Source organism: uncultured Xanthomarina sp., assembly GCF_963971605.1.
Classification (GTDB): domain Bacteria; phylum Bacteroidota; class Bacteroidia; order Flavobacteriales; family Flavobacteriaceae; genus Xanthomarina; species Xanthomarina gelatinilytica.
On the sequence record NZ_CAXATZ010000018.1, the window covers coordinates 1 to 20749 of the forward strand.

Here is a 20749-nt window from a genome sequence, read left to right on the forward strand (position 1 = left end):
CTTCTGCAACCACAACAATACTGGAGGATTTACCAGAAGCTTTACTTCTTTTTAATGATTCCACCAATCGGTCCAGTCCTAAATCTTCTTCAGGGATTAAAATTTCTTCGGCTCCAGCTCCAACACCTGCATTTAAAGCTATATGACCCACATCGCGACCCATAACCTCAACAAAAAACAGACGCTTATGCGAACTGGCAGTGTCCCTGATTTTGTCTATGGCTTCAACCACTGTATTGATGGCTGTATCGTAACCTATAGTGAAGTTTGTTCCGTAAATATCGTTATCTATGGTTCCTGGAATTCCAATTATTGGGAAATTAAATTCGTTATTGAAAATCAATCCTCCAGTAAAGGTACCATCTCCTCCTATTAAAACCAATGCATCTATGCCTTCTTTTATTAAATTTGAATGGGCTTTTTTTCTTCCTTCCTTGGTTTTAAACTCTGCTGAACGAGCCGATTTTAAAACGGTTCCACCTGTATGAATGATATGATTGACACTTCTTGCGGTAAGCAATTTAAAGTCTCCATCCATCATGCCCTCATAACCTCTGTAAATTCCAACACATTCAATGTTGTGATAGGCACATGTTCTTACTACAGAACGAATGGCAGCATTCATACCAGGAGCATCGCCTCCAGATGTCATGACACCAATTTTACTGATTTTTTTACTCATTTATATCATGTTTATTGTAGTAAATTTACTAAAGAATACCCAATAAAAACAGGGTTTTACAATAAATTTAAGAAGAATTAAACTAGAAAATAATTAATTTAAAATACTATGATTTTTATCAATTATTCCGATTTTTCTTTTTTGAATCCCACATAAGAAGGCAGCATACTTTCCTCTTTTTTACTTGTTTCTTTTTTAGGCTTTTCCACTGTTTTTACCTTGCCTCTAAAAATTTTATTAAGTAGCTCTTTAAAGGTATCAAAATCAACACTGTATGCAATACCAACCCCTTGTGTATATCCTATTTCTTCCCCAAAATTCCGGATACTGTTCTCTCTGTTAAAAACTTTTGCAGTAAGCGTGCCTTCTTCATTCAACAAAAAGTCTATTTGTACGTCTCCTGCAACAACGGTTTCACTAACACCTCCAACAGGGACTCCCACTTTCCCGTTTATGATAACACGTTCTGAAATATTTGTTTGCAAGGTAACACCCAACCTATCGTCTGTTTGGTATTCTGGAGTGTTTTCGCCTGCTTCGTAATTTAAGCCTATATTTACCTTATTGTCACCACTTGTTATCAGGCCATTAATGATGCCATTTAAACGTTCGGTTAGGGTTCCTGTAATGTTTACATCGTTCAGTCTATTGGAAAAAGCTCCTGTTGCCAATAAATAAAGTGCTTGATTGTCCCTGTCTTCTTTGGAACTTAACCTGTATTGAATTTCAGATTTTACAGTGGAACTTAAATTTGGAAAGGTAAATCCGAAATCGATGTCTGGTTTTTCCAATTGCCCTGTAAGTGTGGTTTCAACATACACAGGAATACTTCTGTTAATAGGATTGTCCAGCAATGGCGAAGGGTTTGCTTGGGTCCTATATAAGGCTTTAATGTCTATTCTGGCACTTAAAGGGTCTCCATCCCAACCCAGACTACCTTCTTGGACTATAAATTTCTTTTCGATTACACCACCATATTTAAAATTGTAAATTCCATCAAAAACCACAAAATCCCCAAACATTCTAAACTTACCATTGGTGTTGATCTCAATTAACAAGCCTCCTTCCCCTTTTCCTCTAATGGTGCTTCCAGAGTCTTTATCAATAACAATTTCAATATCTGCATCTTGGGTAATATCCAAATCAAAATCCAACTCCAAACCATTTACTTCTTTTATCACATAATCTTCGCCTTTTAGTTTGGCTTCTTTTTCTTCAGGTGTTAAAAAGTGAATGTATGAGTTATCGCCAAAAGATTCCATATCGCTTAAAGGAATCACAAAAGTGGTTCCTGGATTTGTTTCTGCAATAACACTTATTACTAGTTGATCTGATGGTCCTTGAATTTTTGCCGAGCCTCCTATAAAAGCCGTTCCGTAGTACAAAGCTTCTTCATCGTCTTCGGCATGTGTGTCCAAAACCACTAAATTATCTGTTTCTACTTCTAAGTTCAACTTCCAGTCGGAAAAATTGGTGTGGCTTAACGAACCGTTTAACTCCCCTTTGGTATCAAACTTGGTATCTGTGAGTTTTAATGCATTGAAATTGAAGCTTTGGTTGCTAAGGCTTACATCGGAATTGTTGGCAAAACTATAGTCCACATTTAAATACGGAATTCTTAAACCACCATTGATTAAGCGCAAGTCGCCATTGATACTAGGTTGACTCAAATTCCCCGTAACTTTGGCTGTGCCTGAAACATCGCCTCGAATATCACTTAAAATATCCACTAAAAAGGAATTGATAAAACTCAATTGAAATTCATTGAACAAAAGGTTCACATCAATTGTAGATTGATCGCCTTTAAAATCTATGTCTCCAATGGCAGCAAAGGATTGAGAGACATCGTCTTTAATTTTTATGTTTACATTGTAATTGGTTAGGTCTTCGTTACCAACAATAGCCGCATCAAACGATCCCAATGCCAAATTATTTACCACAAAATGGTCTATGGTTATTTTTGAAGTGGGTAAATAGATGCCATTTTGTTGAAGCACATCCAGCTTGCCATTAACATTTCCCAACAGTTCCAAACCTTCAACGGAAGGCGTTATTTTTGACAAATCAACATCTTTAAAGTCCAAATGTAGATTTTTATATGTAGAATCCTTTAAAACACCAGAAAGCATGATTTGTTCCTGATTATGGTTCATAACCATTTGTTCAATTTTAATATCTGTAAACTTATTGTCGAATATAATTTTATTCAACCTGTTTTTCTCTTCGTTAATGGTCCATGTATTGCCTTTAAAGGTAACATCAGACTTTTTAAAACCTACTACAGATTTATTGTCCTTATTGATGGTGTGATAAAAGTTTAAATTATAGACATCTTTATTTTTAGGACCACCTTGAAACTCAGACCTTACAAACAAGGTATCATTAAGCGTGATATTTATTAAATTGAATTTTGAAGCATTGTAATATTTGGTATTGATACTGTCTATTTCCACGAAAGCGTTAAAAACCGGGTTTTTGTTGTCCAGTTGCAGTTCTATTTTATCTGCAAAATAATCGAAGAGCTTAATTTCTGGCGACTTAAAGGTTAATTTAAATTCCTTTTCATCGCTTTCAACCCTCCCTCTAACATAAGTGTTTTTACCCAGTTTTAATTCTGGCACAAAAACTTCCACTATTTTATTGTAAATTTTAAAGTTGAAGTCTATGTATTGGTTTTGGTTAACTTTATGAGGTTTATAATTGGTGTAAATACTTCCAATGGCATTTTCAAACAGTTTACCAATCTCTTCAAAGACAAATTCACCACTAAGTTCCCCTTCAATAATATCTGGGGAATTAACACTGATATACCTAACCTGATCTTCAAACTTTGAGGTTATTTCAAAATCGTTAAAGAAATAATCGTCGTTTTGATTTTTGTAGGATGTCTTGTTAAATTGTATACTACCAACAGCATCATCTATGGTAGTGCCTTCCATTTTCATATCTACCATGCCTTTAAAAATTGAAATATTGTCTTTACTAACAAAGTTTAAAGCGTTTAGGTTGGCATAGGATACATTTGCAACAAAGTCGAAGGTATTTATTTCCTCTGAAAAATTTGCCAGTCCATCAAATTCCAATTGCAAATTCTTATCGTTTGATACAAGTTTCCCATTAAATATCTTATTTTTTAAATTCCCGGAAACATCAATGTTTTCGTAAGTGTAGTTATTGTAGACTACAGAGAAGATATCTCCATTTAAATGCGTATTTACGTTTTCCTTGGTAAAACCAGAACCATCAACATCCAAATTTAAAGAGGTGATGCCAAAAGTTTGGTCATTAATAAACTTTCCAATGTTAAAGTCCTTAAAAACCACATTACCTGAATAGGAAGCATTATCAATATCGTTAATCTTCTGCATGTCCAAATTGGCATCAATCAAACCAATTTGTGTATTGATAACCACATTTGCCATTATGGTAGAAGTTGTTATTTCCGTAACGCCAACCACGTTGAAATTTCCTAATTTATCGAAAGCCGTTGGTATGGACTCCCCTAAAACATTTGGCAACAAAGCCCTTAAATCCCTATAGTTTGAAGTTAATTGGCTAAAATCCCCTTTCATATAGAAATTATTTTCTTCTTTGTTGAACAGGTTTTTAAAATTAATATCTCCTACAATTTTACTTCTGGTACTTGTAAACAGCTCCAAATTGCTTACTTGCAAATTGTTAAGGGTTCCCGAAAGTTTGGCACTTAGCTTAGCCCTTTGATTGACACCAAACTCATTATAAAAGGTATTTAACTCGTTTAAAGCCACATCGCTTTTGGTAAAGGTGGCATCTACCTGAACTTTATCAGTAAAATATTTAAGTTCTTCTCTATCGTAAAAAAACTTTACTTCGCCTTCCAGTGAAGAATTGGCTGTTTTTATGCTCAAATCCTCAAGCAAAATATTACTGGGCGTATAGGTAAAATTGCTTATCAGGTTTTTCACTTCCAATCCTCTACTATCATGAAAAGCCAAGGTATTTATTCTAGTACTTACATCGCTTCCATGAATCAACAAGTTAGTAGTATTGGCTTGTATGTTGGCAAACTCAAGTATTTTAGGTGTTTCGTTGTTTTCATTTATCAATCTAAAAATACCATCGTAAATAGTTACATCACTGGAAGATAATAAAAAGCCACTTGATTCGGGAGAGGGATTGTCTTCATCAAATTTGGCAACAAAAATATCCAGGTTGGTATCAATTTCGCCTTCATAGGTCTTTAAGTTAAATACCAAACCATCCAAGTCTATATCTCCAAAAACCAATTTGGAGTTTAAAATATTTTTGAAACTTAAAATGGAGGTGTTTAATTCTTTCGCAGCGAATAAGGTGTCTTTTTTATAATCCCTTATTAAAATTTCCTTTAATTCAACATCGCCATTAAACTGAAGCCCAATTTTACCAATGTTTATGTTGGTACCAAAGTCATCGTTCAATCTTTTGGTAACCTTTTTCCCCAAGTGTGTTTGAATGGAAGGAATAGACAACAACAGCACCAAAATGATGAAAAGCAGCAAAATAATTGCCACCAATTTAGATACTATTTTTAAAAATTTTTTGATACGTTTTAAAGTTATAACTTTGAAACCAAAATTAACAATTATTGTGCCTAAAATTCACTAATGACCTCAGAAAATATTTATATTCTTGGAATTGAGTCTTCATGCGATGATACTGCTGCCGCTGTAATACATAACGGAAAGATATTAAGCAATGTAATTGCCAACCAAAAGATACATGAAGCCTATGGAGGTGTGGTTCCGGAATTGGCATCAAGGGCACACCAACAAAACATTGTCCCTGTTGTAGATCAAGCTCTTAAAAAAGCCAATATTGCCAAAGAACAACTTCAAGCCATAGCGTTTACTCGTGGACCTGGTTTAATGGGTTCGTTACTGGTTGGCACTTCTTTTGCCAAATCGCTAGCCATGGGTTTAAACATCCCTTTAATAGATGTTAACCACATGCAAGCCCATATTTTAGCTCATTTTATAGATGAAGATGGTTTTAACAAGCCTCCATTTCCCTTTTTGGCCATGACCATTTCTGGAGGGCACACACAAATTGTAAAAGTTTCCAATTATTTCGATATGGAAGTTATTGGAGAAACCATAGATGATGCCGTTGGCGAAGCTTATGACAAAAGTGGTAAAATTCTTGGTTTGGGTTATCCTGCTGGTCCTCAAATTGACAAACGTGCACAATTGGGAAACCCAAAAGCTTTTAAGTTTACCAAACCCAAAGTAGCAGGTTTGAATTTTAGTTTTTCGGGCTTAAAGACAGCCATTTTATATTTTATTCAAAAAGAAACGGCAAATAACCCAAATTTTGTAGAGGAAAACATCAACGATATCTGTGCGTCCATTCAGTATACCATTATTGGCATTTTAATAGATAAATTAAAACTGGCTTCCAAACAAACAGGTATTAAACACATTGCCATTGGTGGAGGTGTTTCAGCTAACTCGGGAATTAGACAAGCTTTAAAAACAGGCGAATCCAAATTTGGCTGGACCACTTATGTTCCTAAATTTGAATTCACAACAGATAATGCAGCCATGATTGCCATTGTTGGTTACTTAAAATATCTGGAAAACGATTTTACTGAACAAGATGTTACTGCTTCAGCAAGATTAAAAATTTAAACACCTTGAAACTCTGTTGATAACCTTATATAATCATGTTGTTTTAAGCCAATATTTTTGTTTTTTTGTGGTTATAAACGCTAAAAAAATACTTGCAAAATGAAAAAACTATTACTTGTATTCGCTCTATTTACATCAATAATACATGCACAAGAAGACAACACTACAGAATTGGACTTAATAACAGACACCAGTTCTGCCGAGGCCTTCATAAAAGCCAATAAATCCAAAGGGAACAAACTCATTACCTTCAATGAAGAAAAGCATAAATCGGTTTTGGCTACAGACCTTTTTAAATTACCGCTTGGAGGCAAAACCACAACAGAAAACAATTTTGAAAAAACCACCTACAAAGTGGTAGAAAAAAATACAGTCACTCACTATCGTTTAAGTTACATCCTTTTGGATAGCCAGCAAATGGAAGCCAGCAAAACCAAAGCGTATAGAGAACGGATTATCGCAAGCTATAACAATGGTTCCCCTTTTGATTTTTTGGCAAAAAAATACTCTGTAGCAGACAATGCCACTCGTGGTGGTGACACTGGATGGTTTACAAAAGACGACGTTTCTTTGTTTTTTGATGTGGATGTAATAGAAAACAATCATACAGAACATGAAATATACACCTTGGACAACGAAGAAAAAGGCTTGTATTATATTGTTCTAAACACACACCAACCTAAAGAAATAAAAGAAATAAAAGTTCTAAAAATAGTAGAACAAAAAAACTAATGCAGTTATTTTATAATCCAGACATATCTGAAAACACGTCTCAAATAATCTTTACTAAAGAAGAGAGCAGGCACATTGTTAAAGTTTTACGAAAAACTAAAGGTGACTTATTGCATATTACCAATGGTTTTGGTTGGCTTTTTACTGCTGAAATTTCAGTGGCAGATATTAAAAACTGTGTTGCCATTGTCACTGATTCGCAAAAGCAACCAAAGAGAGAATATCAAGTCCATTTGGCTGTGGCTCCAACCAAAATGAATGACAGATATGAGTGGTTTCTGGAGAAAGCAACCGAAATTGGTATTGACATCATTACACCTATTATCTGTGATAATAGTGAACGAAGGGTTATTAAAACAGAACGTTTTGAGAAAATACTGCAAGCTGCCATGAAGCAGTCTTTATCTTGTTACAAGCCTACACTTCAAGAAGCCATCATGTTTAAGGATTTTATGGAACAACCTGTTTTGGGTCAAAAATTTATAGCACATTGCGAAGAAACAAATAAAAAATCTTTAAAGAAAGAGATAAAACCCAACCAAGATATCACCATATTAATTGGACCAGAAGGCGATTTTAGTGTTAAAGAAATAGAACAAGCCATTCAATCTCAATTTATTCCTGTAACTTTGGGAAACACAAGGCTTAGAACCGAAACAGCTGCCATTGTTGCCTGTCATTCTGTTGCTTTTGTAAATGAATTATAAACTTTTTCATGAAACACATGACTAAATCACGTTTTTTTACTTTGGTATGTTGTTTGTTTTCTGTTTTAATCTTTTCACAGGAAATAGCCGTTTTAAAATATAAAGGTGGTGGCGATTGGTATGGCAACCCTACAGCTTTGCCAAATTTAATCAGCTTTTGCAATTCCAACATCAACACCAAAATCAACCCAAAGCCGGAAACCGTAGAAGTTGGAAGCTCAGATATTTTTCAATATCCATTGGTGCACATGACAGGTCATGGCCATGTGTTTTTTAGCGAGGAAGATGCCGAAAACTTAAGAGACTATTTATTATCTGGTGGTTTTTTGCATATTGATGACAATTATGGTATGCAACCCTATATTACAGAAGAATTAAAAAAAGTGTTTCCAGATAAAGAACTTACGGAACTACCAGCAAACCATCCAATTTTCAATGTGGCTTACCCATTCCCTAAAGGATTGCCAAAAATTCATGAACATGATGGCAAAAGACCTCAAGCTTTTGGAATTTTTAACGAAAACCGATTGGTTTTACTTTTTACATTTGAAAGCGATTTAGGTGATGGCTGGGAAGACGAGGTAGTCCATAACGATCCAGCTGAAGTTAGGGAAAAAGCATTGAGAATGGGAGCAAACATCATAAAATATGCTTTTGAAAATTAATTAAACCCTTAATGACAAACCGATAACCAACCAGTGAATACCATTAAGCACAAAATTTAAATAAAGCTTGTCAAAAGCTGTTAAATTTATCAAGCTCAGTTTAATTAAAACATAACATTTTATTTCTAAATACACTACAGTTGTTTTTAAAAGATATGTGTGTATTTATAGCTTTAAAAAAAATGCAACTAACTCATTACAACACTCATTTTACCAAACAAACCTTTCCCATTACTTTGGTTTGCGACAACATTACCAACGCCCCCAACATTGGGAGCCTGTTTAGGACAGCTGATGCTTTTGGAGTAGAAAGAATTATTTTTTGTGGTTCTCCTATTCCTAAAGGGCGAAAAATGACAAAGACATCCAGAGCCACAGAAAACATTGTACCTTTTGATGAAAAGGAAACCATTTTAGAAACGCTTGATCAATTAAAATCTGAAAATTATTTTCTAATATCCTTGGAAATCACCAATAACAGCCAAGAAATCAATACGTTTAGGTTCCCACACAATCAAAAGATTGCTTTGATAATTGGAGATGAAAATTTTGGTATATCTGAAACTGTTTTAACCCTTTCGGATGCTATCATCCATATAAACATGTTCGGGCAAAATAGCAGTATGAATGTGGTTCAGGCAACAAGCATTGCCCTTTATGAAATAACCAAACAGGTCAGTAAAAAATAACCCTTGGACATTTAAAAGCAAAATGTATCTTTACTAAATGAATTCAAACGACATTTCAAAAGGAATTTTAAAGGCTTTGGCAACAGTATTGGGAATTAGCATCCTACTGTTTTTTCTATATAAAATCCAGTCTGTTATTGTTTATATTGCCATTTCTGCAGTGGTTTCCCTTACCGGAAGACCCATTGTGGGTTTTTTAAGATATCGTTTAAAATTAAATAACTTATTGGCAGTTGCCATAACCATGATTCTTTTATTAGGTGTTATTATGGGTCTCATTGGCTTATTTATACCTTTAATAGTAGAACAAGGTCAGAATTTATCATTGCTAAACATTGAGCAACTGCAAAGCAACATCAAACATATTTACACAGAATTTATTTCTCACTTTAACCTTGGCAAAATTCAAGCAAACGAAGATCCTTTGGCCAATTCCAGTTTGCTCTCTAAAATAGATTTTGCTGTGATTCCTGAATTTTTAAACTCTGTGGTTAGCGGTTTTGGAAGCTTTAGTATGGGATTGTTTTCTGTGCTTTTTATTTCATTTTTCTTTTTAAAAGACAGCAAATTGTTTGAGAACAGCTTAATGACCCTAATTCCTGATAATAAAGAAGCTCGTTTAAAAAAATCAATGGATAAAATTAAAAATCTGTTATCTAGATATTTTGTTGGCCTAGTTTTTCAAATTTCCATATTATTTGTTATTTACACTATTGGATTGTTGATTATTGGAGTAAAAAACGCAGTGGTTATTGCTTTTTTATGTGCCTTAATAAACTTAATCCCATATTTGGGACCAGTAATTGGAGGATGTATCATGATTTTATTGACCATGACCAGTAATTTGGGGAGTGGGTTTAGTGAAGTAATCATACCTACTACACTCAAGGTCCTTTTGGTAATCATTATTGGTCAATTAATAGACAATTTTATAAGTCAGCCGCTTATTTTTTCAAAAAGCGTGAAATCGCATCCACTTGAAATTTTTCTGGTTATCATTATAGCAGGTTTGTTGTTTGGTATTGTTGGGATGATTATTGCCATTCCAACCTACACAGCCATAAAAGTTATTTTAAAAGAATTTTTATCAGACAACAAAGTAGTTCAAAGCTTAACAAAAGACCTATAACATCACTTTGGATAAGTCGATTTTACATATTGAAAATCAAGATTTTATAAACAACAATCTAAATACAGATTCCAGTACTTTATTGTTTAAAAAACACGATGGATTATCCTTGGACATAAAAGTGTTGATAGAGCAAATTGAAGCAAAAAAAAGATGTCAAAAAAAACTGCCTAGCTGGTTTGAAACTTCAAATATCTATTATCCAAACAAATTAAATATTGAGCAAACATCTTCTGAAATCACTGCAAAATATAAGGCAAACCTTATCTCTGGAAATTCCATAATAGATTTAACTGGTGGTTTTGGAGTAGACAGTTTTTACTTTTCCAAGCATTTTAAATCGGTCATTCATTGTGAAATCAACAAAGAACTTTCTCAACTAGTTTCGCATAATTATAAACAACTTGGGGCAGAACATATTCAAACCATAGCTAAAGATGGATTGACGTTTTTAAAGGAATCAACCTTGAATTTCGATTGGATATACATAGACCCATCCAGAAGACATGACAGTAAAGGCAAAGTGTTCTTTTTAAAGGATTGTTTGCCAAATGTACCAGAACACCTTCATGTTTTGTTTGAACATTCCAACAACCTAATGATTAAAACTTCTCCTCTTTTAGATCTATCCGTAGGTTTAAAGGAATTGAAACACGTTAAAACCATCCATGTGGTGGCTGTAAACAATGAGGTAAAAGAACTGCTATGGATGTTGGAAAAAGAAATGCATACAGAAGACGTACAAATAGAAACCATCAATATAAAAAACAAGGATAATCAATATTTTGGCTTTAGATTTCAAGATGAAACCAAGGCTCAATCCAAATGGAGCCTACCTCATAATTTTTTATACGAACCCAATGCAGCTATTTTAAAATCAGGTGGATTTCATAGTGTTTCCAAACAGTTTCAATTAAAAAAATTACACCAACATTCACATTTATACACTTCAACCGATTTAATGGAATTTCCTGGCCGAAGATTTAAAATTGAAGATATTTTGCCTTTCAACAAAAAAGCCTTTAAAAAAGCAGCTATAGCCAAAGCCAATATTACTACAAGAAATTTTCCGGAATCGGTTGATAGCATTAGAAAAAAACTGAACCTTAAAGATGGAGGCAACACTTACATTTTTGCCACTACCAATTTAGAAAACGAAAAAATTTTAATAGTTTGCTCTAAATTATCAAGAAAATGAAAGCTTCTGTATCTTTGAAAAAAAATTAAACCGTGTTAAAAGCAGTATTATTTGATATGGATGGTGTGATAGTGGATACAGAGCCTCTTCACCACAAAGCCTATTTTGGGATGTTCAATAACTTAAAAATAGAGGTTAGCGAAGCACATTACCAAACTTTCACAGGACAATCTACCATAAACGTTTGCAAAAGCCTTTGCAGCCATTTTAAACTACACAACAATCCTGAAGAATTGGTTCAAATAAAGAGACAGATTTTTAAGGATTTATTTAAAAACGACCCTAATTTACAGCTTATTGATGGTGTTTTGGATTTGATAAAGGATTATCATGAAAATGGTTTGACACTTGTTTTGGCTTCATCTGCCTCCATGGGAACCATAGAAAGCGTTTTTAACAGGTTTGATTTGGATCAATACTTTTTGGCAAAACTAAGTGGAGCCGATTTAAAAGCTTCAAAGCCTCATCCAGAGATATTTGTTAAAGCTGCCGAAGTAAGTGGTTACAACAAAAAGAATTGTTTGGTAATTGAAGATTCCACTAATGGCATTAAAGCAGCAAATGCAGCTAACATATTTTGTGTTGGTTATAAAAGTGCCCATTCAAAAAATCAGGATTATAGCAAAGCCAATTTTATAATAAACGATTTCAAAGAAATTGAATATAACCGTGTTAAGTTGTTTTTTTAACCATTTTTAATCCAGAATTACAAGATACATTAACATGTTTTAAAAACAAAAAAGACCTACCGAAACAGTAAGTCTTTTTGTGAGCCCGATAGGATTCGAACCTATGACCGCCTCCTTAGAAGGGAGGTGCTCTATCCAGCTGAGCTACGAGCCCGTAACTCTTAAAAATTGTCGGGGTGGCAGGATTCGAACCTGCGACCTCCGCGTCCCAAACGCGGCGCGATAACCGGGCTACGCTACACCCCGAATTGGTTATCTTTTTGTCAAAAAAATTGCGGAGAGACAGGGATTCGAACCCTGGCGACACTTACGCGTCGACAGATTAGCAATCTGCTCCATTACCACTCTGGCACCTCTCCTTAATATTTAATGAACTTTAGCAATAAAATTGCGGATGCAAATGTAACGTATATCACTTAAGAACGCAACTATTTTTTTTAATTTTTTAAATATTTATTCTGGATATTCAATACGTAAGTGATAAATGTTTGCTAGCTTGTGTTTTAGCACTTTTTTTATGGATTGAATTTCTTTAAAAGTAATGTTGGCATTTAAAAATTGTTCGTCGACCATTTGTTTGTTTATGATGTTTTCAACAAATGCATCAATTTTACTGGAAGTAGGCTCTTTTAAGCTTTTTGAAGCTGCTTCCACACTATCGCACATCATTAAAATAGCTGTTTCTTTACTAAAAGGTTTGGGTCCTGGATATTTAAATTGGTTTTTATCAATGCTGTCGTCTATTTCTTTTTCTTTCCTATAAAAATAATAAACCAAACTGGTGCCATGATGCGTTCTTATAAAGTCTATAACACGATCTGGCAAATTATTTTTCTTTGCTATTTCTATACCATTGATTACATGGTCTATAATAACCTTGGCACTTTCCTTGGAAGACAATTCATCATGAGGATTGATTCCGGTAGATTGGTTTTCTGTAAAATAAGTGGGATTCATCATTTTACCAATATCATGGTACAAAGCACCTACTCTAACCAACATGGCATTTGCACCAATCTCGTTCGCAGATGCTTCTGCTAAATTGGCTACATTTAATGAATGATGAAAAGTTCCTGGAGCTTTGTTGGAAAGTTCTTTCAATAGTTTGGTATTGGTATCGGATAATTCCAAAAGCGACACATCAGACACCAGACCAAATAGTTTTTCATAAGCATAAATTAAAGGTTGAACAAACAAAGTAGCCAACCCACAAAGCACAAACATTCCAAAGGTTTCCCATTTTAATGTTTCCACACTCCCTTCATGAATGACAAAAAAAGCAAAATATGCTATAATGTATATTAGTGTGATCTGTCCAACTGAAATGAACAAATTAGCTCGTTTGTAAAGCTCTGAAACAGTTAAAATAGTTACAATTCCCGCAATTATTTGAAGGAACATGTATTCATAGCTGTTAGGTACAATGGAACCTAACAAAAGCACTGTAATAACGTGGGAAAACAACCCTAAACGTGCATCAAAAAATGCTTTTAACACTAAAGGTAAAATACATATGGGAACTACATAGATATACTGAGAGTTATAGTTTACAACCAGAGTGGTTATAAAAACCATTAAAAACACGTTAAAGAAAATAAAAGTTACTTTGGTGTTGTTTTCAAAAATATCATTTCTGTACTTTCTTAAAAACAACAACAGCATTAATAAAGCTAAGGAAACCAGTAAGGTATAAGCAAAAACAATCCAATAATAATTGGATTTTGTCCACACTTGGGATTCGTATTCAGATTCCAAGGATTTCAGTTTTTGGTATTTATCCCCTTCAACCACTTCGCCTTTGGAAATAATAAGGGTTCCTTTCTCCACACTTCCCCTTGTAAACGAAATTTTTTCCAGATCGCTCTGCAAAGCTTTTTCGGTAAATGCTTTATCGTAACTCAGGTTAGGTTCTATAACTTCAAAAAACAAAGCAATAAAGGGTTTTTGAAACTGCATGAAGCCCTCCTTGGCAAGTTGGCTCGTAAGGATATCCTTAATGTCGTTTTGTTTTATTAAATCGGAATACCTTACTGTTTGTTTTTCTGTACGTCCTTCCAGTAAAATGGCTTTTTTATCCTCTGCGAATGCATAATCTTCATCTAAAACGCCATTGACATAAAGTTTATCAATAATGTTCAATCCCAAATTATATAAATGGGTTTTATTGGAAGTTACCAAAGAGTCTGGAAGTTCCAGTTTAAATTCAGATTTATATTCAGAAATAACGCGATCAACAACTCCCAATTCAACGTTAAAATACAAATTGGCTTTATCTGTAATTTCTTTTTTTTCTGCTTTTATTTCATCATCCGTTTTCTTGATTGCAAAATCAAATGGTGCATATAAATTTTCAGACTGCCAAGGTTTTCCTTTTTCAAAATTGTATTTAAATTTACCACTCTTGGGAAATAAATAAACTATTAAAAATGTGGTGCTTATAAAAAGTATAAGCTTGTAAGCCAAGGAATGATTTCTATATAAAAAATTAATAAAGTCTTTCATTGATAAGGTTCAAGTATTCAAATGTAATAAAAATAACAGCGAAATTGGTGACTTATAATAAGGGAAACATTCTAAATTCTATTAAAAATTGATTAATTTTGCATCATTAAAAATTAAACCCACATAAAATGAGCAAAGAAGTCGTAATTGTATCAGCAGCAAGAACACCAATAGGAAGTTTTTTAGGCGCATTATCTACTATTCCAGCACCTAAATTAGGAGCAATAGCCATAAAAGGAGCCTTAGATAAAATCCATTTAGATCCAAGCTTGGTCCAAGAAGTAATTATGGGTCATGTGGTTCAAGCTGGAGCAGGTCAAGCACCTGCAAGACAAGCTGCCATTTATGCTGGGATTCCAAATACAGTTCCATGTACAACCGTAAATAAAGTTTGCGCTTCTGGAATGAAAAGTGTTATGCAAGCTGCTCAAGCCATTGCCCTTGGTGATGCAGACATAATAGTAGCTGGAGGAATGGAAAACATGAGTATGATTCCACATTACTACCATGCCAGAACAGGAACAAAATTTGGTCCTGCAACCATGGAAGACGGCATGCAAAAAGACGGTTTGGTAGATGCCTATGACAATAATGCCATGGGAGTTTGTGCTGATGCGTGTGCAACAGAATATAAATTTTCACGTGAAGATCAAGATGCTTTTGCAATACAGTCCTACAAACGTTCGGCTGCTGCTTGGGAAGCAGGAAAATTTGACAATGAAGTTGTTCCTGTTGAGGTGCCACAGCGTCGTGGTGATGACATTGTAGTCTCCAAAGACGAAGAGTTTACTAATGTTAAAATAGATAAAATCCCTGCTTTACGACCTGCATTTACAAAAGACGGAACCGTAACTGCTGCTAACGCTTCCACTATTAATGATGGCGCTGGAGCCATGGTTTTAATGAGCAAGGAAAAAGCCTTGGAATTAGGCTTAAAACCTTTGGCCACCATAACTGGATATGCTGATGCCGCCCAAGAACCAGAATGGTTTACCACAGCTCCTGCTAAAGCCTTGCCAAAAGCTTTGAACAAAGCTGGTATTTCTTTAAACGATGTAGATTATTTTGAATTCAACGAAGCTTTTTCTGTGGTTGGTTTGGCCAATATGAAAATTTTGGGGCTTAACGACACTAATGTGAACGTTAATGGCGGTGCTGTTTCTTTAGGTCATCCACTTGGTTGTTCTGGAGTTAGAATTTTAATTACCTTACTTAATGTGTTAGAACAAAACAATGCCAAAATTGGAGCAGCAGCTATCTGCAATGGTGGTGGTGGCGCTTCTGCTATTGTAATTGAAAGGAACCAATAATTATTATTTTTATTGTTGTTATTTAATAAACATGAAACTTCAACTAATTGTCTTTTTTATTTAACGTGCTTATAAATAATTAACAATAATAGCGAATAAAATTTCTTCTATGCAATACGGAATTTGTAATTTAAGCATTGTTCCTTTAAGATTTGAACCAGCCGACACCAGTGAATTGGTATCCCAAGTGTTGTATGGCGATTATTTTAAGGTTTTGGAACAACGTAAGTCTTGGAGCAAAATCCGTCTTGGTTTTGACAAATATGAAGGTTGGGTTGACAACAAACAATACCTTGAGATTACTGAAGAACAATATGAAGCCCTTCATCTGGAAGCCCCTATTTTATCAAAGGATTTGGTAGAGTTTGTTGAAGATGTTAACCAACAGCTTTATGCTATACCATTAGGTTCTTCCCTTAACGGATTGCCTCTTTTAAAGCACACTCACGATGGTGCTGTTATTAACGAGATAAAACCTAAACAACATATTATTGAAACGGCATTTATGTATTTAAATGCACCTTATTTATGGGGAGGAAAAACACCTTTTGGCATTGATTGCTCTGGGTTTACACAAATGGTTTACAAATTAAATGGTTACAAACTATTAAGGGATGCTTCGCAGCAATCCACTCAAGGGGAACCTTTAAGCTTTATAGAAGAAAGCGAGCCAGGAGATTTGGCTTTCTTTGATAATAATGAGGGACAAATTGTTCATGTAGGTATTATTATGAAAGACAACTACATTATCCATGCCCATGGCAAAGTGCGTATAGATAGGTTAGACCATTCTGGCATATACAATCATGAGAAGCGTATGCATACACATAAGCTTAGGGTTATAAAGAAAATTATATAAAATAAAAAAAAGCTGCAATTTTAAATTGCAGCTTTTTTTATGTTAAGGTTAACGGAATTAATTTCCTATTAAAGCATCTACTTTTGCTTTCATGGCTTTATATTTTTCAGTATCACCAGTAGCACTGTAAATATTCATTAATGTTTTTGCAGCATCAATATTATCTGGATCTACTTTCATAACAGATTCCAAATAAGGAATGGCGCTTTTGTAAATTTTGGTACGTTGTAACTTTAATTCGTCATAACGTTTGTTGTCTGCAGGCGAACTACCAAGGCTGTTCATTTCTTCGATTAAAGCTTTTTCTTGGTCCAAAATCATGGCTGCCATGTTAATTTCGGCATTGATATAAGTTGGATCCAATTCTATAGCTCTATCGTAGTATTTTTTTGCAGAATCAAAATCACCAGATTCTTGAGACATTACTCCTAAATTAAATTGTAATTCTGGGTTGTTTGGATCTTTCTCTGTAGCTTCTTGTAACAATTGCTTGAATTTTTCTTTGTTTCCAGATTGGAAATACAAGTTGGCATGGGAAATCAATAAATTTAAATCGTCTGGATTTGCCTGTCTTGCTTTTTCCATGGCTGCCAAAGCTTTATCATTCTCGCCTCTGTTGGTGTATATTAGAGCTATGTTTTTAACTATTTCTGCTTGTTTGGACTCGGTATCTCTCTCGCCAGGTTTTAAATGAGTACCACCTTTTACAGATAAATCCCTAATGGATTTATTTTGAAAGATTTCTTCTTCTCCTGTTTCTTTGTCAATAGCATAATATTCTTTTTCAATACCAGTATATCCCAAATCATCCAATTCTTCAAATAACACCAAAGCTCTATCAAACTCTTGAACTCCTGTTGCTGTTATTGCAGCATAGTATAAATACAAAGTGTCTTTAGTTGAAACCCTGTAAGCATTTTCAAAGTTTTTTGATGAAACACTGTAATCTTTATTTTCATAGGCATCATTTGCTTTTTTAACAAAAGACTGAATCATGGTTTTTTTCAATTCTGCAGTTTCTTCAGTCAAATCACCTTCTATCAACCCTAAGCTTTTAAGCGCTTTGGATACATCATCGTTACTGGCAGCTCCATTGGCATATAAAGCCTCTGCGTTTAAATAATAGTATTCAGCTTTATATTTATCCTCCATGGTAGCTGGATTCAGCTGTCCCAATATGGATTTAGCTTCAGCAAAGTTGTTGTCTTTTATTGCTTTTTCAGCAGATCTTAATTCTTTTTTTTGTGCAAAAGAAAATGTAGTTACAAGTACTGCTAAAGCAACTATAAATTGTTTTTTCATTGTTTTTTAATAATTAAATTGTTTATTGTTTTTTATTCTTCTTCTTGGGATTTATCAAGAGTTGTGCCATCTTCATTTTGGTTGGAGATTTGGGTAGTATCGGGAGTTATTACGTCTCCGTTTTCATCTACCTCATCTTCATCATGCATAACTTTGGCTACAGCTGCAATTGAGTCTTTTCCTTTTAGGTTTATTAACTTAACCCCTTGTGTTGCTCTTCCCATTACCCTTAAATCTTCCACTGCCATTCTAATAGCAATACCAGATTTGTTGATAATCATTAAATCATCATGATCGGTCACGTTTTTAATGGCAACAAGGTTTCCTGTTTTTTCTGTTATGGATATGGTTTTAACTCCTTTTCCTCCTCTGTTTGTAATTCTGTAATCTTCTAAACTAGAGCGTTTTCCATACCCATTTTCTGAAACTACCAGAATATCGCTATCCATGTCATCTACAGCTATCATCCCAACAACTTCATCTGTTTTTTCATTGGCCAACCTGATGCCTCTTACACCTGAAGCACTACGTCCCATCGGTCTTGTTTTGGCTTCTTCAAAACGAATGGCCTTACCGGATTTTAAGGCCAGCATAACCTGACTTTCTCCTGTTGTTAATTTAGCTTCCAGTAATTCGTCGTCTTCTTTAATGGTAATGGCATTGATACCGTTTGTTCTAGGTCTGGAATATTGTTCTAAAGATGTCTTTTTTACCTGTCCTTTCTTAGTGGCCATGATGACATAATGACTGTTGATGTAATCTTCGTCTTTTAAGTCTTGTGTACAAATAAAAGCTTTAACAGCATCATCTTGCTCGATATTGATTAAGTTCTGGATAGCTCTACCCTTGGATGTTTTACTTCCTTCTGGAATTTCGTAAACACGCATCCAGAAACATTTTCCTTTTTGGGTAAAGAACAACATGTACTGATGGTTGGTTCCAACAAATAAATACTCTAGGAAGTCTTCATTTCGGGTCGTGGATGCTTTTTGGCCAACTCCTCCTCTATTTTGGGTTTTGTATTCGTTTAGAGACGTACGTTTAATGTATCCAGCATGCGAAATGGTAATTACCACTTTTTCATCTGGAATCATGTCTTCAATACTCAAGTCACCTCCAGCATATTCAATTGTAGAGCGACGCTCATCGCCATATTTCTGTTTAACTTCTTCCAATTCTGTTTTGATAATCTCCATACGACGTTCTTTTTTATCAAGAATGTCTTTTAAATCTTCGATGGTTTTCATCAATTCTTCGTACTCAGAACGCAATTTGTCTTGCTCCAGTCCTGTAAGCTGACGTAAACGCATCTCTACAATGGCTTTCGCTTGAATTTCCGACAGTTTAAAACGTTCTATTAACTTTTCACGAGCTTCATCAGCATTTGAAGAGGCACGAATAAGCGCTATTACTTCGTCTATATTATCCGAAGCAATAATCAATCCTTCAAGAATATGAGCACGTTCTTCAGCTTTTCGCAGTTCGTAAGTGGTTCTTCTTACTACCACTTCGTGTCTGTGTTCTACAAAATAATGAATAAGCTCTTTTAAGTTCAATAATTGAGGCCTTCCATTTACAAGCGCAATATTGTTCACACTAAAAGATGACTGTAAGGCTGTGTATTTGTATAATTTGTTTAATACAATGTTAGGAATGGCGTCACGCTTTAAAACATATACAATACGCATACCATTTCTGTCAGACTCATCACGTATGGTTGCAATGCCCTCCAACTTCTTCTCGTTTACCAAATCTGCAGTTTTCTTAATCATGTCTGCTTTGTTCACGAGATAAGGGATTTCACTCACTATAATGCATTCCCTTCCTTGAACTTCTTCAATATTGGCTTTACCTCTCATGACAATTCGTCCACGACCTGTATGAAATGCTTCTTTTACGCCATCGTAACCATAAATGGTACCACCAGTAGGGAAATCTGGAGCTTTAACATGGGTTATCAATTCATCAATTTCAATGTCGTTGTTGTCAATGTACGCAATGGTACCATCAACAACTTCACTTAAGTTATGAGGAGGCATGTTTGTTGCCATACCTACAGCAATTCCTGAAGCCCCATTTACCAAAAGGCCTGGAATTCTTGTTGGCAACACTGTGGGCTCTTGTATGGTATCGTCAAAATTCAGCTTGTGGTCCACTGTTTCTTTATCGATATCTGCCAGCATATCTTCCGATATTTTACGCATACGTGCCTCTGTATAACGCATTGCTGCAGGACTATCGCCATCAATAGACCCAAAGTTTCCTTGTCCATCTACCAGCATGTAACGCAAGCTCCACTCTTGGGCCATACGTACCATAGCATCGTAAACAGAAGTATCTCCATGCGGATGATACTTTCCTAAAACTTCCCCAACAATTCTCGCTGATTTTTTGTGTGCTCCTGTTGCTCTAACTCCCAATTCGTGCATGCCATAAAGCACACGTCTGTGAACCGGTTTTAAGCCATCTCTTACATCTGGTAAAGCACGTGACACAATGACTGACATTGAGTAATCAATGTAAGCCGACTTCATTTCATCTTCAATGTTTATTGGAATGAGTTTTTCTCCTTCTGCCATATATAATTTAATTAGTTTTTTTCAAGTTTTTCAAATCGTGCTAATATAACCATTTCATCAG

At 34.8% G+C, this 20749-nt stretch carries 15 protein-coding genes and 3 tRNA genes; 10 read left to right on the forward strand and 8 right to left on the reverse strand.

Going from position 1 to position 20749, the window contains the following annotated elements:
* The coding region (locus tag AACY93_RS08180; RefSeq protein ID WP_339611678.1) for an ATP-dependent 6-phosphofructokinase at positions 1–682 on the reverse strand (682 nt) is incomplete at its 3' end.
* A 122-nt stretch (positions 683–804) separates the two neighbouring features.
* A complete protein-coding gene (locus tag AACY93_RS08185; RefSeq protein ID WP_287005670.1) occupies positions 805–5211 on the reverse strand; it encodes a translocation/assembly module TamB in 4407 nt (1468 codons plus the stop codon).
* Positions 5212–5304: 93 nt separating this feature from the next.
* On the opposite strand from AACY93_RS08185, the gene tsaD reads away from it, so the two are divergent.
* The 8 genes from tsaD (at position 5305) to AACY93_RS08225 (ending at position 12136) form a co-directional block, all read left to right on the forward strand.
* Complete coding sequence (tsaD, locus tag AACY93_RS08190; protein WP_286853983.1) at positions 5305–6327, forward strand: tRNA (adenosine(37)-N6)-threonylcarbamoyltransferase complex transferase subunit TsaD; 1023 nt, start codon at positions 5305–5307, stop codon at positions 6325–6327.
* A gap of 99 nt (positions 6328–6426) precedes the next feature.
* Positions 6427–7059, forward strand: coding sequence for a peptidylprolyl isomerase (locus AACY93_RS08195; protein ID WP_286853981.1), 633 nt, complete (start codon positions 6427–6429; stop codon positions 7057–7059).
* Complete coding sequence (locus AACY93_RS08200) at positions 7059–7766, forward strand: 16S rRNA (uracil(1498)-N(3))-methyltransferase (RefSeq protein ID WP_286853979.1); 708 nt, start codon at positions 7059–7061, stop codon at positions 7764–7766. The genes AACY93_RS08195 and AACY93_RS08200 overlap by 1 nt, the downstream gene beginning before the upstream one ends.
* A gap of 17 nt (positions 7767–7783) precedes the next feature.
* Positions 7784–8431, forward strand: a complete 648-nt coding sequence (locus AACY93_RS08205) for a DUF4159 domain-containing protein (RefSeq protein WP_286853977.1) — start codon at positions 7784–7786, stop codon at positions 8429–8431.
* A gap of 182 nt (positions 8432–8613) precedes the next feature.
* Positions 8614–9120, forward strand: coding sequence for a TrmH family RNA methyltransferase (locus AACY93_RS08210; RefSeq protein WP_286853975.1), 507 nt, complete (start codon positions 8614–8616; stop codon positions 9118–9120).
* Positions 9121–9157: 37 nt separating this feature from the next.
* Positions 9158–10249, forward strand: coding sequence for an AI-2E family transporter (locus tag AACY93_RS08215; RefSeq protein ID WP_286853973.1), 1092 nt, complete (start codon positions 9158–9160; stop codon positions 10247–10249).
* 7 nt (positions 10250–10256) lie between these two features.
* Positions 10257–11447 carry a class I SAM-dependent methyltransferase gene (locus tag AACY93_RS08220; protein ID WP_339611684.1) on the forward strand — a complete coding sequence of 397 codons (1191 nt, stop codon included), beginning with the start codon at positions 10257–10259 and terminating at the stop codon, positions 11445–11447.
* A 32-nt stretch (positions 11448–11479) separates the two neighbouring features.
* A complete protein-coding gene (locus tag AACY93_RS08225; RefSeq protein WP_286853968.1) occupies positions 11480–12136 on the forward strand; it encodes an HAD family hydrolase in 657 nt (218 codons plus the stop codon).
* Between the two features lie 80 nt (positions 12137–12216).
* Here the strand turns inward: AACY93_RS08225 and AACY93_RS08230 are convergent.
* The 4 genes from AACY93_RS08230 to AACY93_RS08245 form a co-directional block, all read right to left on the reverse strand.
* Positions 12217–12290: transfer RNA gene (locus AACY93_RS08230), tRNA-Arg, on the reverse strand.
* Between the two features lie 17 nt (positions 12291–12307).
* A tRNA-Pro gene (locus AACY93_RS08235) sits at positions 12308–12382 on the reverse strand.
* Between the two features lie 29 nt (positions 12383–12411).
* Positions 12412–12495: transfer RNA gene (locus AACY93_RS08240), tRNA-Ser, on the reverse strand.
* Positions 12496–12589: 94 nt separating this feature from the next.
* Positions 12590–14638: an HDIG domain-containing metalloprotein gene (locus AACY93_RS08245; RefSeq protein ID WP_286853966.1), complete on the reverse strand. Its 2049-nt coding sequence runs from the start codon at positions 14636–14638 to the stop codon at positions 12590–12592.
* 128 nt (positions 14639–14766) lie between these two features.
* On the opposite strand from AACY93_RS08245, the gene AACY93_RS08250 reads away from it, so the two are divergent.
* Together AACY93_RS08250 and AACY93_RS08255 are read left to right on the forward strand one after the other, a co-directional pair.
* Positions 14767–15948: an acetyl-CoA C-acyltransferase gene (locus tag AACY93_RS08250; protein ID WP_286853964.1), complete on the forward strand. Its 1182-nt coding sequence runs from the start codon at positions 14767–14769 to the stop codon at positions 15946–15948.
* Between the two features lie 109 nt (positions 15949–16057).
* Positions 16058–16807 carry a C40 family peptidase gene (locus AACY93_RS08255; protein ID WP_286853962.1) on the forward strand — a complete coding sequence of 250 codons (750 nt, stop codon included), beginning with the start codon at positions 16058–16060 and terminating at the stop codon, positions 16805–16807.
* A 57-nt stretch (positions 16808–16864) separates the two neighbouring features.
* On the opposite strand, the gene AACY93_RS08260 is transcribed toward AACY93_RS08255, so the two are convergent.
* Together AACY93_RS08260 and gyrA are read right to left on the reverse strand one after the other, a co-directional pair.
* The gene (locus tag AACY93_RS08260; protein WP_286853960.1) at positions 16865–18109 is read right to left on the reverse strand and encodes a tetratricopeptide repeat protein; all 1245 of its coding nucleotides are present in this window, start codon (positions 18107–18109) and stop codon (positions 16865–16867) included.
* Between the two features lie 32 nt (positions 18110–18141).
* Positions 18142–20688 carry a DNA gyrase subunit A gene (gene gyrA, locus AACY93_RS08265; RefSeq protein WP_287005663.1) on the reverse strand — a complete coding sequence of 849 codons (2547 nt, stop codon included), beginning with the start codon at positions 20686–20688 and terminating at the stop codon, positions 18142–18144.
* Between the last annotated feature and the right edge of the window lie 61 nt (positions 20689–20749).

What these genes read in the sequence shown, in the direction of transcription:
- AACY93_RS08195 (WP_286853981.1), top strand. Translation starts at nt 6,427, where the DNA reads ATGAAAAAACTATTACTTGTATTCGCTCTATTTACATCAATAATACAT.
- AACY93_RS08205 (WP_286853977.1), top strand. Translation starts at nt 7,784, where the DNA reads ATGACTAAATCACGTTTTTTTACTTTGGTATGTTGTTTGTTTTCTGTT.
- AACY93_RS08245 (WP_286853966.1), bottom strand. Translation starts at nt 14,638, where the DNA reads ATGAAAGACTTTATTAATTTTTTATATAGAAATCATTCCTTGGCTTAC.
- AACY93_RS08260 (WP_286853960.1), bottom strand. Translation starts at nt 18,109, where the DNA reads ATGAAAAAACAATTTATAGTTGCTTTAGCAGTACTTGTAACTACATTT.
- AACY93_RS08215 (WP_286853973.1), top strand. Translation starts at nt 9,158, where the DNA reads ATGAATTCAAACGACATTTCAAAAGGAATTTTAAAGGCTTTGGCAACA.
- AACY93_RS08210 (WP_286853975.1), top strand. Translation starts at nt 8,614, where the DNA reads ATGCAACTAACTCATTACAACACTCATTTTACCAAACAAACCTTTCCC.
- AACY93_RS08200 (WP_286853979.1), top strand. Translation starts at nt 7,059, where the DNA reads ATGCAGTTATTTTATAATCCAGACATATCTGAAAACACGTCTCAAATA.
- AACY93_RS08255 (WP_286853962.1), top strand. Translation starts at nt 16,058, where the DNA reads ATGCAATACGGAATTTGTAATTTAAGCATTGTTCCTTTAAGATTTGAA.
- gyrA (WP_287005663.1), bottom strand. Translation starts at nt 20,688, where the DNA reads ATGGCAGAAGGAGAAAAACTCATTCCAATAAACATTGAAGATGAAATG.
- tsaD (WP_286853983.1), top strand. Translation starts at nt 5,305, where the DNA reads ATGACCTCAGAAAATATTTATATTCTTGGAATTGAGTCTTCATGCGAT.
- AACY93_RS08250 (WP_286853964.1), top strand. Translation starts at nt 14,767, where the DNA reads ATGAGCAAAGAAGTCGTAATTGTATCAGCAGCAAGAACACCAATAGGA.